This is a genomic window from Nocardioides sp. NPDC057772 (assembly GCF_042798075.1).
Taxonomy (GTDB): Bacteria; Actinomycetota; Actinomycetes; order Propionibacteriales; family Nocardioidaceae; genus Nocardioides.
The window spans coordinates 1-13,494 of the sequence record NZ_JBHVKN010000134.1 but is presented as its reverse complement, the minus strand read 5'-3'; the positions used below and the strand labels follow the sequence as shown (position 1 = coordinate 13,494).

At 68.3% G+C, this 13,494-nt stretch carries 17 protein-coding genes and 3 tRNA genes; 12 read left to right on the top strand and 8 right to left on the bottom strand.

Features of this window, described 5'->3' with window-relative positions; all coding sequences use genetic code 11:
• Positions 1-100: 100 nt before the first annotated feature.
• From ACFVJS_RS19480 to ACFVJS_RS19455, 6 genes are read left to right on the top strand one after another with little or no spacing between them, the layout of a single operon-like run.
• The gene (locus tag ACFVJS_RS19480) at positions 101-1,420 is read left to right on the top strand and encodes an FtsK/SpoIIIE domain-containing protein (protein ID WP_378883670.1); all 1,320 of its coding nucleotides are present in this window, start codon (positions 101-103) and stop codon (positions 1,418-1,420) included.
• Positions 1,417-1,698: a WhiB family transcriptional regulator gene (locus ACFVJS_RS19475; protein WP_378883667.1), complete on the top strand. Its 282-nt coding sequence runs from the start codon at positions 1,417-1,419 to the stop codon at positions 1,696-1,698. Before ACFVJS_RS19480 ends, ACFVJS_RS19475 begins: the two co-directional genes overlap by 4 nt.
• On the top strand, positions 1,698-1,952 hold the full coding sequence (locus ACFVJS_RS19470; RefSeq protein WP_378883665.1) for a hypothetical protein: 255 nt from the start codon (positions 1,698-1,700) through the stop codon (positions 1,950-1,952). The genes ACFVJS_RS19475 and ACFVJS_RS19470 overlap by 1 nt, the downstream gene beginning before the upstream one ends.
• On the top strand, positions 1,949-3,577 hold the full coding sequence (locus ACFVJS_RS19465; protein WP_378883662.1) for a replication initiator: 1,629 nt from the start codon (positions 1,949-1,951) through the stop codon (positions 3,575-3,577). Before ACFVJS_RS19470 ends, ACFVJS_RS19465 begins: the two co-directional genes overlap by 4 nt.
• A gap of 12 nt (positions 3,578-3,589) precedes the next feature.
• Positions 3,590-3,796 carry a helix-turn-helix transcriptional regulator gene (locus ACFVJS_RS19460; RefSeq protein WP_378883659.1) on the top strand — a complete coding sequence of 69 codons (207 nt, stop codon included), beginning with the start codon at positions 3,590-3,592 and terminating at the stop codon, positions 3,794-3,796.
• Positions 3,793-4,977 (top strand): tyrosine-type recombinase/integrase, encoded by a 1,185-nt coding sequence (locus tag ACFVJS_RS19455; protein ID WP_378883657.1) that lies wholly within the window; start codon positions 3,793-3,795, stop codon positions 4,975-4,977. Before ACFVJS_RS19460 ends, ACFVJS_RS19455 begins: the two co-directional genes overlap by 4 nt.
• A 106-nt stretch (positions 4,978-5,083) precedes the next feature.
• Here ACFVJS_RS19455 and ACFVJS_RS19450 read toward each other — a convergent pair.
• Positions 5,084-5,156, bottom strand: a tRNA-Arg gene (locus ACFVJS_RS19450).
• Between the two features lie 107 nt (positions 5,157-5,263).
• Here ACFVJS_RS19450 and ACFVJS_RS19445 point away from each other — a divergent pair.
• The gene (locus tag ACFVJS_RS19445) at positions 5,264-6,340 is read left to right on the top strand and encodes a LuxR family transcriptional regulator (RefSeq protein ID WP_378883655.1); all 1,077 of its coding nucleotides are present in this window, start codon (positions 5,264-5,266) and stop codon (positions 6,338-6,340) included.
• Between the two features lie 15 nt (positions 6,341-6,355).
• Here the strand turns inward: ACFVJS_RS19445 and ACFVJS_RS19440 are convergent, their stop codons facing one another.
• The 3 genes from ACFVJS_RS19440 to ACFVJS_RS19430 form a co-directional block, all read right to left on the bottom strand.
• Positions 6,356-6,511, bottom strand: a complete 156-nt coding sequence (locus tag ACFVJS_RS19440; RefSeq protein WP_378883654.1) for a hypothetical protein — start codon at positions 6,509-6,511, stop codon at positions 6,356-6,358.
• A gap of 183 nt (positions 6,512-6,694) precedes the next feature.
• A tRNA-Ser gene (locus tag ACFVJS_RS19435) sits at positions 6,695-6,785 on the bottom strand.
• Positions 6,786-6,828: 43 nt separating this feature from the next.
• Positions 6,829-7,323: a hypothetical protein gene (locus ACFVJS_RS19430; RefSeq protein WP_378883652.1), complete on the bottom strand. Its 495-nt coding sequence runs from the start codon at positions 7,321-7,323 to the stop codon at positions 6,829-6,831.
• A gap of 90 nt (positions 7,324-7,413) precedes the next feature.
• Between ACFVJS_RS19430 and ACFVJS_RS19425 the strand changes: the two genes are divergently transcribed.
• A complete protein-coding gene (locus ACFVJS_RS19425; protein WP_378883649.1) occupies positions 7,414-7,719 on the top strand; it encodes a hypothetical protein in 306 nt (101 codons plus the stop codon).
• Between the two features lie 16 nt (positions 7,720-7,735).
• On the opposite strand, the gene ACFVJS_RS19420 is transcribed toward ACFVJS_RS19425, so the two are convergent.
• The 4 genes from ACFVJS_RS19420 to ACFVJS_RS19405 form a co-directional block, all read right to left on the bottom strand.
• Positions 7,736-7,823 (bottom strand) — tRNA-Ser (locus ACFVJS_RS19420).
• Positions 7,824-7,866: 43 nt separating this feature from the next.
• Entirely contained in the window at positions 7,867-8,097 is a 231-nt protein-coding gene (locus tag ACFVJS_RS19415) for a biotin/lipoyl-binding carrier protein (protein WP_378883646.1), read from the bottom strand.
• A gap of 49 nt (positions 8,098-8,146) precedes the next feature.
• Complete coding sequence (locus ACFVJS_RS19410; protein ID WP_378883644.1) at positions 8,147-9,859, bottom strand: hypothetical protein; 1,713 nt, start codon at positions 9,857-9,859, stop codon at positions 8,147-8,149.
• A gap of 85 nt (positions 9,860-9,944) precedes the next feature.
• Entirely contained in the window at positions 9,945-10,721 is a 777-nt protein-coding gene (locus tag ACFVJS_RS19405) for a carbon-nitrogen hydrolase family protein (protein WP_378883641.1), read from the bottom strand.
• Between the two features lie 24 nt (positions 10,722-10,745).
• On the opposite strand from ACFVJS_RS19405, the gene ACFVJS_RS19400 reads away from it, so the two are divergent.
• The 4 genes from ACFVJS_RS19400 (at position 10,746) to ACFVJS_RS19385 (ending at position 13,370) form a co-directional block, all read left to right on the top strand.
• The gene (locus ACFVJS_RS19400) at positions 10,746-11,315 is read left to right on the top strand and encodes a molybdenum cofactor guanylyltransferase (protein WP_378883639.1); all 570 of its coding nucleotides are present in this window, start codon (positions 10,746-10,748) and stop codon (positions 11,313-11,315) included.
• Between the two features lie 17 nt (positions 11,316-11,332).
• Complete coding sequence (locus ACFVJS_RS19395; protein WP_378883636.1) at positions 11,333-12,319, top strand: NAD(P)H-quinone oxidoreductase; 987 nt, start codon at positions 11,333-11,335, stop codon at positions 12,317-12,319.
• 14 nt (positions 12,320-12,333) lie between these two features.
• The gene (locus tag ACFVJS_RS19390; RefSeq protein WP_378883633.1) at positions 12,334-12,927 is read left to right on the top strand and encodes a bacterial proteasome activator family protein; all 594 of its coding nucleotides are present in this window, start codon (positions 12,334-12,336) and stop codon (positions 12,925-12,927) included.
• A gap of 227 nt (positions 12,928-13,154) precedes the next feature.
• The gene (locus tag ACFVJS_RS19385; RefSeq protein ID WP_378883632.1) at positions 13,155-13,370 is read left to right on the top strand and encodes a hypothetical protein; all 216 of its coding nucleotides are present in this window, start codon (positions 13,155-13,157) and stop codon (positions 13,368-13,370) included.
• Positions 13,371-13,494 lie beyond the last annotated feature (124 nt).

Genomic DNA, 13,494 nt, shown 5'->3' with positions numbered 1-13,494 from the left:
GCGGCAGGTCTGTGAGCACACCCCACATTCGCCCGCCAGTCGTCGCGGAAGGGAAGCCGTGGCGGCTGGCGGGTCTCCAACTCTCAGAACGGAGCTAGTGATGAACGAGACGATCCTCTACAGCCTCGGCGGGCTGCTCGCCCTGGCGGTGGCCGTCCTGGTCGCAGTCAAGCCGACTCGGAAACCCACCCTGGCGGCCCTGGTCTGGGTCGCGATGCTGGTCCGCCGCGCCTGGTGGTGGCTGGTCTTCCGGGTCACCTGGAAGGGCCTCGCCCGTGAGTCCGGTCTCTCCAAGCGTCGGACCAAGCGGGTCAAGCGTGCCGGGGTCGGTGAGGAGTCGATCGAGAAGTGGCGCGATCCTCGCCTCAAGAGGGTGACGACCTCGGCGCACTCGGTGACCCTCAAGGTCCGCACCCGTCGCGGCCAGGCCCTGGCCGATCTCGAAGCCTTCGCACCCAAACTCGCGGCCACGTATCAGGCCGACTCCTACCGGGTCTACCCCGCCAAGCGTCGCCCCGGGTCGACGGTGATGTTCGAGCTCGTGATGCGGGACCTGATCACCAAGTCCGCAACCGCCGTCATGCCGGAGCCCCGGATGCAGACAGAGACGGTCCTGCTCGGTCGCCGTCAGAACGGCAAGCCGTTCCACCTCCAGATCGAGCAGCGCCACACCCTCGTCGTGGGTGCCTCCGGTGCCGGTAAGGGCTCGTTTCTGTGGGGCATCGTCGGCTCGCTCTCGCCCGCTATCTCGGTGGATGCGGTCCGTGCCTTCGGGATCGATCTCAAGGGCGGGATGGAGCTGATGATGGGTGCCCCGCTGTTCACCAAGATTGCCGTCAAGGGTGAGCAGGCAGTGGAGATGCTGGAGGAGCTCGTCTCCATCGCAGACCAGCGCACCGAGGCGCTGCAGGGCATCGCTCGCAACCACAAGCCCGGCCCGGGTGACCCGCTCTACCTCCTGGTCATCGATGAGTTGGCCTCGCTGACGGCGTACGCCGACCAGGGCGTCAAGAAGGAGGCCGAGCGGCTCCTCAAGCGCCTGCTGTCCATCGGTCGCGCGGTGGGTGTCGTGGTGTGCGCGTTCGTCCAGGACCCCCGTAAGGAGGTCATCGACATGCGCGGCCTCTTCACCCAGACCATCGCGCTGCGGGTCCGCTCCGCGATGGAGACCAACATGGTCCTGGGTGACGGCATGGCCACCCAGGCGGCTGCACACCGGATCTTGAAGGCTGCCCAGGGCACGGCCTGGATCATCGATGAGGACGGCTCGACCGACCGCATCCGGGCCGACTACTGGCCCGATGAACTTATCCGCCGCCTCGCGTCGCTCTACCCCGCAACCCCGGACCTGGTCACGATCCCCGACGCGGCCGACGTGCCCGGAATGCAGCTCTCCCTCACCGATGGGGGTGCGCGATGAGCACCCCGGCATGGATGGAACACGCTGCCTGCACGACTCGGGAGAAGCGCGGCCTGCCCTGGACGACCGACGCGAGCCAGACCCCTACGGTCCTGGTCGACCTGATGCGGGAGACCTGCGACGGCTGCCCGGTCCGGCTCGCCTGCCAGGCCTACGCCAAGCGCAACCGCGTGACCGGTGGCTGGTGGTGCGGCGTCGACCAGGCCCCTGAGCCTGAGGACCTGCTCGACCTGCTCGACGCTCTCCCCGCGGCTGCTGTCCTGGGAGGTGCTGCGTGATGTTGAGCGAGCAGATGAGCATCTTCGACCTGATCGAGGACCCGACGCCGCGACCGGCGCCGACAACCTTCCTTCGTGAGCTGCCTGCTCACTATGCGAAGGTCGCTCACCAGGGCTGCCCGTGGCACTGGATGGTCAGCCGGGCCGGGCACGTCCTCGCTGCTGGCTTCTGCAAGACCCAGGCCGAAGCCGAGGCCCGCACCGCCGAAGCGCTCGCGGATGCCCTCGCTGCCCCGCAGGACGGTGCCGCGTGACCGTCTCGACCCTGGATGCGCCGGGCATCCACAGTGACGCATCGTCTCCGGCTCGGGGCTCCTTCCCCGGGTATGGGGAGGATGCGCCGCTGGATCTGTCCGGGCTCACCCCGGCTGCCTTCAACGCGGTCGGTGCGCGACTTCTCGACGGCTCTTTCGATGCCTGGGCCGAGACGGCAGCAGCGGTGAAGTACTGCGCTCACCCGATCCGGCTGTCTGGCTCGTCGACCACGATTGACGCCCGTAGTGGGGAGCTTGTCGGCACGTTCTCGTCCGCGAATGCCCCGCTCGGGGTGCTCTACCGTCCCTGCGGCAACCGCCGCGCCGATGTGTGCCCGGCCTGCTCTCGGGTCTACGCCCGCGACACCTTCGCCATGATCAACGCTGGCCTGGTGGGCGGGAAGACGATCCCCGCCACGGTGGCAGACAATCCGCTGCTGTTCGTCACCTTCACCGCACCCTCGTTCGGTCACGTCCACGGGCCTCGCCCGAAGAACGGCCAGGCCGTTGGCGGTAGGTGTCGGCCGCGCTCTGCCAGGCCCGGACAGCCGGTGACTTGCGAGCACGGTCGCCCCCTGGGCTGCATGAGCGTCCACGGCCCCGACGACCCCATCAACGGTGCGCCGCTGTGTCCCGAGTGTCACGACACCGACAGCGCGATTGTCTGGCAGTGGCACGCCCCGGAACTGTGGCGGCGGACCACCATCGCTCTCCGGCGTGCCCTGGCGCAGCAGCTCGGCGTGACCGAGACCCGGCGCAAGCCCACCAAGAAGAACCCCGTCCCGTTGCCTTGCCTGGCCGATGTGGCCTCGCTCCAGTTCGCCAAGGTGGCTGAGTACCAAGCCCGGGGGCTGGTGCACTTCCACGCCCTGATCCGGCTGGACGGCCCGGATGGTCCCGGGTCACCGGCACCGGCAACCCTGGACGGGCGCACCCTCGGACGCCTGGTCGAGCACGCGGCCGGCATGGTCAACTTCGAGGCTCCCCCGGTCGACGCCGACGACCCCACCCGGGTGCTGTGCTGGGGTAAGCAGCTCGACGTACGCGTCGTTCGCGACACCAACCGCACCGACGACCCCAACGCACCCCTGACCCCCGGCCAGGTCGCCGGGTACCTGGCCAAGTACGCCACCAAAGACGCCAACTCGATCCGCGCTGACCGGCCTGTCGAGCACATCGCCGAGTTCGCCTCACGCTGCCGTCAGCTCGACGCCAGGGCACGCGCTCACTACGGACCCCACGTCGACGCCAACGGCAACCACGCCAACCCCTACCGGCTGCTGGGCAAGTGGGCTCACATGCTCGGCTTCCGGGGCCACTTCTCCACCAAGTCGCGCCGCTACTCCGTCACCCTCGGCCAACTCCGCCGCGCCCGTGCCAAGTACCGCGACCTGGTCGCGACCGCCGAGCACGACGAAGACGCCCGTAAGGCCCTGCTCGACCTCGAGGAGCTCGAAGCCCGGCTCCTGGCCGACGACACCGAGACAACCCTCGTCATCGGCAACTGGACCTACCAAGGCACCGGCTGGACCAACCCCGGCGACGAAACCCTAGCGCTCGCGGCCGCTGCCCGTGCTCGCGAATACGAGCAGTGGAAAGCCCAGACCAAGAACACCAACCGATGAGAGGACCAAGTGATGACAACCCAAGTTGAGACCGCGCGGATCATGACTCAGGCCGAGGTTGCGGCCGTTCTGCGCATCCCTGAGAGCACGCTGCAGGACCTCGCTCGCCGTGGTCACAGGTCAATCCCGAAGGCCTGGAAGGTCGGTCGTGCGTGGCGCTGGCTGGCCGAGGACGTTGACGCGTTCGTGATGTCTCGTGGCGAGAGGATCGCGGCATGAGCGTCAAGAAGCGCGTCTACACCGAGACCACACCTGACGGTAAGACGAAGACTCGGACGGTTTGGCGTGCTCGCGTCTGGACCTACCCTCCGCATGGCCCTCGTCGTGAGGTCGAGGAGGAGTTCACGACGAAGACCAAGGCTGAGGAGTGGGAGCGCAAGCAGCGTCAGAGTTCGCGCGGCCGGAGCCTGGATCTGGAGCGTACGACGCTGGCTGATGCCGGTCTGTGGGAGCGGGCTGAGCCGATCCTTCGCCGTCGTCTGGCTCCTAAGACGTTCGACTACTACCGCAACGGCTGGAACCTCCGCGTTCTCCCGACCTTCGGCCAGATGAAGGTGGGTCGTATCTCGGTTGGCGATGTCGAGCGTGCACAGGCTCAGTGGACCAAGGAGTCGAGCGTCCACGTTGCCCGCCAGGCTCGCTACGCGCTCTCTGCGGCTCTCGGGGTCGCGGTCAAGGATGGGCTGCTTCCGGCCAACCCGGCTCGCACTGCTGAGTCCTCGAAGTCAGAGAAGCGACGGAGGCACGAGCGCAAGGTTGGTCAGACACTCACGCCTGCGCAGCTCGATGACCTGGTGCAGGCCGTCCTGGTCGACACCGGTGAGACCTACGCCCGGATGGTCGACCTGATGGGATCGGCTGGACTTCGCTACGGGGAAGCAGCCGCGCTCCAGGTCGGCGATATCGACTTCGGGCGACGTGTGATCGAGGTTCGCCGGAGCGTCACGGAGGTGACGAAGGATGACAGCGAGGACCTTCCCCCTGAGTACTGGAGGGAGGGGAACCTCGTGTGGGGTCCTCCTAAGGGCGGCACGGCTCGTGTGGTCCCCCTCCCGGAGCACTTGGAGGAGCCTCTCCGGGCTCTCGTCGCTGGCGAACGGCGTACCGCCCTGGTCTTCCGGTCGGAGCGGACGAACTACGTGATTCGCAATAACGTGCTCAAGCGCCGTACCGACTGGCACAAGCTTGTTGCTGGTCTCGGCTTCGCCGGGTTCCGAGTCCATGACCTGCGCGCGACGGCCGCGACGAATTACCTGAGCGCGGGTGTGCCTGCCCACGTCGTACGCGACATCATGGGTCACACTGACCTGCGGGTGACCAACGGCTACGCACGGCCTCACGATGACGCGCTGACCCTGGCTGCTGCTGCCCTCCGTACCTACTCGGGACGGCGCTCGTGATCGCGGCTGGCGGGGAGAGTGGCGGGGAGCGCCTCGGTTTCACCCGGACGCAGAACCGCCCCTCAATCAGCGTTCAGGCTGGTCAAGGGGCGGTTTCGATGTGCTGCGCGCCTGTAGGGATTCGAACCCCAAACCTTCTGATCCGTAGTCAGATGCTCTATCCGTTGAGCTACAGGCGCAGTGTTACCGAAGCAACGTGTAGAACAGTAGCGGAAGATGGTCCGTGACCAGAAATCGCCACGTGTGAGAAGATCTGGCGCTAGCCACAGCATCGGGGAGGTGGAGCGTGAGCAAGCGTCAACCCACGCCGTCCGGCGAGGAGAAGAACGTGATCGACGAGGGACGCACGCCGAAGACACGTGCACTGCTCGAAGCCAAAGGCATCGAGCTCTTCGAGCTCATCGCAGATCGTGGCGGGATCTCCACGTCAGACCCACGGATCAGCGAAGGCGGGGAGTTCGCCGACGCGCTGACGGCCCTCGCGGAGCTCGGGCTCGTCCGCATGCCCGAGGACGCACCGGACACATGGGTGACTGTGGACCCGGCGACCGTTCAAGCGCGGGTCGTCACACCCATGACCCAGGAAGGCATCCGCCTCCTTCAAGAGTCGGCTGAGTGGGCCAACGATTTCACCGCCCTGCGCAACGCCTGGCGTCGCTCCGCGCCAGCGGAGCAGCAAGGACCATTCGCCTACGTCCACGCCCCGGCGATTCAGCCGTTCATCGACTCCCTCGTCGCAGAGTGCGAGAACGAGATGCTCACGGCGCAGCCGCAGACACGGCGCGACACCGGAAGCAAGCTTGCCGCGGCGATCGAGAAGGACACCGCTCTTCTCGAGCGCGGCGTTCGGGTTTGCACGCTCTACCAGCACGCGGCTCGCCGGAACAGCGCGACCCGCGAGTACGTTGCCGCAGTCACGCGGGCCGGCGGCGAAGTGCGGACCTTGGACGAGTTCTTCAACCGCATGATGATCTTCGACCGTCGCATCGCAGTGATCCCCAGCCCGGATGGGGTGGACACCGCGCTGGCCATTCGTGAACCCTCTGTCGTGGCCTATCTGGTAGACGTCTACGAGCGAGCATGGGAGCGGGCTCGGCCGTTCTCCAGTTCGGACTCGTCGACGATGCGAGACATCGCCGACGAGCAGCGCGCGATGACGCTCCGCATGCTCATCGAAGGACACTCCGATCCCGCAGCATCGAAGCGCCTCGGGGTCAGCCCCCGAACCTACGCAGGCTACGTCTCAGACCTCAAGGAAGAGTTCGACGTCGACACCCGCTTCCAGCTGGGTTACGAAATCGGCCGTAGCGGGAACGACGACCCGATGGCAGACGGACACCCCGGCCGAGGTCCCAGGAAGTAGGTTTCGCTCCGGATATCAGCGCCGGACGGAGCCCCAGCTGGAGTCGTCCACAGCCTTGAAGCCCCAGCTCGAATCGGCAGAAGCCGTCGTAGCGTTTCCGAAAGCACCCATGGCGACGACCGCGGCTGCCGAAGCCAGCGCGAGCGCCACCGCCTTACGTACGTGCTTCATGTCGTTCCTTTCTGGTCTCGAGGCCGATTCTGGTGCCGAGAGGCCTACGGGGATGATTATTGTGCAGGTTGACGACTTTCGGGTAACCCAAGTTCCGTCGTACGGACTTTTGCACTGCTTAAAAATGCAGGTCAGAACGGAGTTTGGCCCCCTCTTGAAGGGGGCCAAACTCAATGAAACCGGCGGAGGCGGAGGGATTTGAACCCTCGATGGGGTTTTAGCCCCAAACCCGCTTAGCAGGCGGGCGCCATAGACCAGACTAGGCGACGCCTCCATACTGCGCGAACAGGCTACAAGACCGGCACGCCTGGGACCAATCAGGGCGCTTCAGTTGTTCCGGAAGCCTGGTCGAGCGGCTTGATGGTGGCCTTCAGATGGGCCTGCAGATCGCGTACGAACTGCTCTCGGTCGATGGCGAGGATGGTCACCGGGATCGTGGTGGCGCCGCCCTTCTTGAGCCGCAGCTCGAGGCACGGGGAGCCGGCGGGCATCGTCGTCACAGCTTCCTGGATGTCGGCCCAGCGGGCCTCACGCACTCCGGCGCCACGTACGAGCGCGACCTTGTAACCCTGGGCGCTGGCGCGCAGGACGTACGCCTCGTTGCGAAGCCACCAGCCGAACCCGACCACGGCGACGACGCCGACGACCAGCGGGATGAAGAGCCAGGCGAAGTCGACCCGTGCCGCGATCACGACGGCCGTGCCGGCGAAGACCAGCAGGGCCAGGCCGACCACCGCGGCGCCGAGGAGGCGGGCCTGCACGGCGGGAGCGAGACGGTAGTAGGTGGGCTCAGCGGATGACACGCTCTCCATTGTGACCGACACACGGGTCCGGAGCCGCATCGGCTTGCTCCTTTACGTGACCTAGGTCACAATCTGCTCATGACAGGTGTGCTTCCCAATATGTCGGATGCTCTTCGGGCCCTGGATACCGCTATCGCCGCTCCCCGCCCGGGGACCAACGTCGGCCTCTGGCGCTGGTCGGTGCGCCAGCGCCTCGCGGGCGTACGTGAGGCGCTGCTGATCCTCGACAACGGTCAGGAGTGGCATGCCCTCAACGACGTCGGCGCGCTGCGTGACCGCGGCACGCTGCTGAGCCGGCTCGCCGTCCTCGCCGACGACGTGCTCGACCGCACCGATCTCGAGGATCTCCTCCTCGAACTGCGGCGGCTGATGATCGACGTGGATCGGCACCTGCAAGAGGTCTAGCTCCGGCAGATGCAACTGGCAGAGGGGGCGGGATTCGAACCCGCGGTAGGTCTCCCTACGACCGCTTTCAAGGCGGTTCCGATCGGCCACTCCGGCACCCCTCCATGCGCCCGTGGGCGCGTCAATGGAGTCTAGTGCGCCTGAGGCTCAGGCGCTCAACTCGACGAGAACGTCGCCCTCCTGGACGACATCCCCGCTGGCGACCTTGACCGCCACCACGGTGCCCGGCGCCTCGGCGAGGACCGGGATCTCCATCTTCATGGACTCCAGGAGCACGACGGTGTCCCCGGCGGCGACCTTGTCTCCGGGCTGCACTCCGACGCTCATGACGTTCGCGACCATCTCGGCAGCGATCATGGTGGGGGCTCTGCGGCTCATATCCCAGAACGTACGGGTTACCCGGCGGTATCCCTAGCCAGAACGGGCCTCAGAGGAGCGCGTGGGTGCGGCCGGGCTCGGGGCGTACGGCGCTGGCCTCGTCGGCCTCACGGGCTGCCCTGCGACCACTTCCCACGGCCGTCGAACCGGTCAGCGCCAGGTCGATGCGGATGAGGACGAAGGCGATCACCAGGCCGACCAGGATGCTGTAGACGACCGAGAGACCCGCCTCGGCGAGGCCGACATCGGGGTTGAGGAAGGTGCTCGCCACCGGAGCGGTGAGCGCGACACCGAAGAGGCAGACCCACCAGCCCTGGCGGCGCCGAGCACGCATGTGGGTGCCCCAGACCAGCGCCGGGACGCCGAAGAACGCCTGGATCGGGTGTGGATAGCCACCGATGTGGATGCGGCACCAGCGCTGCATCTCGTCGATCGAGTCGATCAGGCCGGTGCTGCCGTAGCGGCGCAGCATCTCGGCGTAGATCAGGGTCAGCGCGAGCATCAGGCCGCCGATGCCGACCACGATCGCACCCCGTCGGCCGAGGCCGTGCAGGCCGGCGCCGAGTCGGTAGACCGCGAAGAAGGCGATCGCGAGCGAGCAGGCGAGCGTCGCGTACTCGAACCGGGAGACCATCACCACCGGCTCGAACCCGAGCGCGGCGAAACTTCCGAGCGCGGCGATGCCGACGGCGATGAACGCCTCCCGGATCGTCTTCGGGAAGCGACGCGAGGGGACGGTGGCCATCACGGCGAGAACCGCCGCCACGGAGGCGACCAGGACCGCCGCCCCCGTACGCAGCGCCTCGTTGTCCACGAGCACCACGACAAGACCCGCCACCCCCGCCAGCGAGCCGAAGATCAGCGGCCGACCGCCGGTGCGGTGGGCCAGCGCGAAGGTGTAGGCGGTGCCGACGACGACGGCGCCGAGGCCACCGATGATCCCCGGGCCCAGGTCGAAGGCGCTGACCGCGAGGCCGACCAGGCCGACGGCGAGCGCGACCAGCCAGATCGCGCGGACCGTGCCGGCGGTCAGGCTCTCGATGATGCCGAGGCCCGCGCGAGCGGCGCCGGCACCGGGGACGCGCGGTTGCGCGAGGAACGAGGTCACCTTGGCCGCGGGCATGGGCCGGCTGGGGGTGTCCGGCTCGTAGGAGCCCGCGGGCTCGTGGACCGGCTCGAGGTGGCCGGACGGGTAGGGGTCGGACTGGTAGGCGGGCTGGTAGGCGGGCTGCTGAACGTGGGTCGGCGTCTGCGGCGCGAGACCGGTCAACCCGACGTACGTCCCCGTCGTGGAGTAGGCCGGCGCCTGCCGCGCGCTCGGCGGCGGCGCGGTCGGGCCGCTCAGCGCGGGCTGGGGCTCGGTCCGGTACTCCGGCACCGGGTAGGCGTAGGGCGCCTCCTCCGGTGCGGTGCGGGCGGCGCGCTTACCGGTGTAGCCGTTCGGCTCGTCGAACTGCTCCGGCTCCGCGCGCCCGGCGATCCTGCGTCCGCCACCCTGTGTGGGCGGCTCTTCGGGCGGCTGGCGATCGCCGTACCACGTCTGGTCGGACCAACCGGTCTGGTTCCAGTCCTGGCCGGTGCTCTGGTCAGGGTCGTAACTGGTCTCCTGATAGCCGGCGGACCAGTCGTCTTCCGCCCACTGGCCATACGCCAGCGCCTCGCTCGAGGTCGGCTCGACGTATGCGGGTGTGGGCTCGCTGCGACCGGCTGCACGACGGCCACGCTTGCTCTTGTCAGCGCGACGGCGGGGGGCTCGGTCCATAACAGGCGAGGATACCGGGGAAGGGGTGAACCTAACGAGTCATCGATATCCGTTTACCGCCGTGACGAGGAGTTGTTGACCAGCGTCACATTCTGCGGTTGACCAGGGACGGATTGGTGCGGCGGGCCTCCTCGAGCACGGCCCGGTCGATCGTCGCGGAGACGACCTCGTCGCCGTCCCCGGCCTCGACCAGGACGTCCCCGAGTGGGTCGACGATCATCGAGTGACCGCAGTAGCGCGGCGCCGACTGGGCGGCGGCCGCGATGAAGACGGTGTTCTCGATCGCGCGTGCACGCACGAGGGTGCGCCAGTGGTCGATCTTGCGCGGGCCGGCCACCCACGCCGCCGGGAGCACGACCAGCTCGGCACCCTGGTCGACCAGGCTTCGCGCGAGCTCGGGGAAGCGCAGGTCGTAGCAGGTCATCAACCCGGTCGGCACGCCGTCGATGTCGACGACCACCGGTTCGATCGGCCCCGCCACCAGCGCGTCGGACTCCTTGTAGCCGAAGGAGTCGTAGAGATGGATCTTCCGGTACGCCGCCTCCGCCCCGCCTCGTACGAGCAGGGTGTTGAACGGCCGGCCGCCGGCGTCGCCGCTGGTCTCGAGCATCCCGGCCACCACCGTCGCCCCACGCTCCTCGGCGACCCGCGTCAGCTCCGCCCCGAAGGCCCCGTCCACGCTCTCCGCGAACGAGCTCAGGTCGGATCCGGGCTTGCCGAAGTCGCGCGCGAAGACCTCCGGGAAGACGACCAGGTCGCTGTCACTCGGGGTCAGCTCGGCCAGGAGGGACCGGTTGGCGTCGGGCTCGAGGCCCGAGGCTTGCTGCACGAGACTGATGCGGAGGCTGTTCCAGGTGGTCACCTCTCCAGACTAGAGTCCCCGGGTGTGACTGCCTGGGACGAATGGGAGCCGTACGCAGCCGTGCTCCTCGCCGGGGGACGCAGCTCCCGCCTCGACGGGATCGACAAGTCCGGGATCGAGCTCGGCGGCCGGACGATGCTGGCCTGGGTGCTGGATGCCGTCGTCGACGCGATGGAGGTCGTCGTCGTGGGCGACCCGGTGCACACCGAGCGTCCGGTCACCTTCGTCCGCGAGGACCCTCGCTTCGGCGGCCCGGTCGCCGCCCTGCTGACCGGCGTGGACGCGCTCCTGGCCCCGCGCGCGTACGTCGGCGTGGTCGCCGTCGACATGCCCTTCCTCCGCCCGCGGACCCTGTCCCGGCTCCGCGAGGCGGCGTTCGGCCGCGACGGCGCCGTGCTCGTCGGCCCCGATGGCCGCCGACAGCTGGCGATGGTGCTGTCCACCGAGCGGCTCGCCGAGGTACGCCCCGACCTCGAGGGGCAGCACGGGATGCCGCTGCGCAAGCTGCTGGCCGACCTCGATCTCCTCGAGGTCCCCGCGGAGGGCGACGAGCACCGCGACATCGACACCTGGACCGACCTGAAGTCGCTCTAGGCTCCTAATGTGGGGGCATGCGAGCCGTCGTAGCCGAGCAGCCCGGAGGGCCTGAGGTCCTCACCGTCACCGACCGCCCCGATCCGGAGCCGGCACCCGGCGAGGTCGTGATCGACGTCGCAGCAGCGGGGCTCAACCGCGCCGACCTGCTGCAGCGGCAGGGCTTCTACCCGCCGCCGAAGGGCGCGAGCGACATCATCGGGATGGAGTGCAGTGGTGTCGTCTCAGCGGTCGGCGAGGGCGTCGACGGCTGGCAGGAGGGCGACGAGGTGTGTGCGCTCCTGGCCGGCGGCGGCTACGCGACCAAGGTCGCGGTCCCGGCCGGTCAGGTGATGCCGGTCCCCAAGGGTGTCGACCTGATCACCGCCGCGGCGCTCCCCGAGGTCACCACCACCGTCTGGTCCAACGTGTTCATGGTCGGCGGACTGACCCCCGACGAGACGTTCCTGGTCCACGGCGGCGCCGGTGGGATCGGCACGATGGCGATCCAGCTCGCCAACCAGATCGGCGCCCGGGTGATCGCCACGGTCGGGTCGGCCGAGAAGGCCGAGCTCGCCAAGTCGCTCGGCGCCGAGGTGGCCATCAACTACAAGGACCAGGACTTCGTCGAGGTCGCCAAGGTCTACGGCGGCGCCGACGTCATCCTCGACAACATGGGTGCGAAATACCTCGCCCGCAACATCGACGCCCTCAACCCCGAGGGCAGGCTGGTCATCATCGGTATGCAGGGCGGCACCAAGGCGGAGCTCGACATCAACGCTCTCCTCCGCAAGCGCGCCGCGGTGATCGCCACCAACCTCCGTGGACGCCCGGTCGAGCAGAAGGCGACGATCTGCGCCGCGGTCGTCGAGCGCATCTGGCCGATGGTCGAGGCCGGTGAGGTGAAGGCGGTCGTGCAGGACGTACTCCCGCTCGAGGAGGCCGCCGAGGCGCACCGGCTGATGGAGTCCGGCACGCACACCGGCAAGATCCTGCTGTCCACCGCGGCCCCGACCGCGGGCTAGGTAGGGTTGAGCGCATGACGCAGGAGCAGACCGGGGAAGTCGTGGTCATCGGACCCGACGGGCAGCCGATCGCGGTGCCCGCCGACGTACTCAAGGACGCCACCACGCCGGAGGCCGGCGAGGTCGAAGAGCGCGACGTGACCGACCTCGTCGAGCAGCCCGCGAAGGTGATGCGGATCGGATCGATGATCCGTCAGCTGCTCGAGGAGGTGAAGGCTGCCCCGCTCGACGAGGCCTCCCGCAATCGGCTCCGCGAGATCCACCAGGCGTCGATAAAGGAGCTCGAGTCCGGGCTCGCCCCCGAGCTGGTCGAGGAGCTGGAGCGGCTCTCGCTGCCCTTCGCCGAGCAGCAGACCCCGTCCGAGGGCGAGCTGCGGATCGCGCAGGCCCAGCTGGTCGGCTGGCTCGAGGGGCTCTTCCACGGCATCCAGACCGCCATCTACGCCCAGCAGGTCGCCGCGCGCGCCCAGTTCGAGCAGATCCGCAAGGGCCTGCCGCCGGGCGTGAGCCTCTCCCCCGAGGGCCACCCCGCCCCCGGCCAGGGTGGGCCGCAGCAGCAGGGTGGCCAGGAGGACCACCGCGACTCCTCGGGCGGTCTCTACCTCTGAGGCAGCACCGCGGAATGCTCACGGCAGCGGCCCGGAGTGATCTCGGCCGACGACCTCGCCATGACGCGCGGCTTGCCAACTTCTGGTGATGTTTCCCAGTTGTGGATATTCCTTCACTCGAAAGTGGAAGAAAGTCGCGTCATGACCTCGGCACGGCCCCGTTCCATCCACGTGAAGGCCGCCGGACAACGGATGGCCAGCGCCGCCCGCCGAGAAGAGGAAACACCATGGCCACCACCACGATCACCGCACGACACCGCAGTGACCTGACCGCCGTCGAGTCGATCCGCAACAACGTCCTCGACGCCGTCCGCAGCCTCCGCAAGACCGAGCCGACCGAGCACAAGCACCGCGGCGGCATGCCACCGGCCGTCGGCACCACGATGTTCGGCGTCGCCGCCGCTGCTGCCACCGGCATCGTCGCACTCGGCATCGTTCGCTGATCATGCGCGTTCATCTTCGGTCCGTCGTCCACAGCCTGAGGCTGTGGGTGGATGCCCTGGGCCTACTGAGGGGGAGGTCCAGGGCGCGGTCGGGGGGCCGCTCCACGGACTGAGTGTCCTCGCG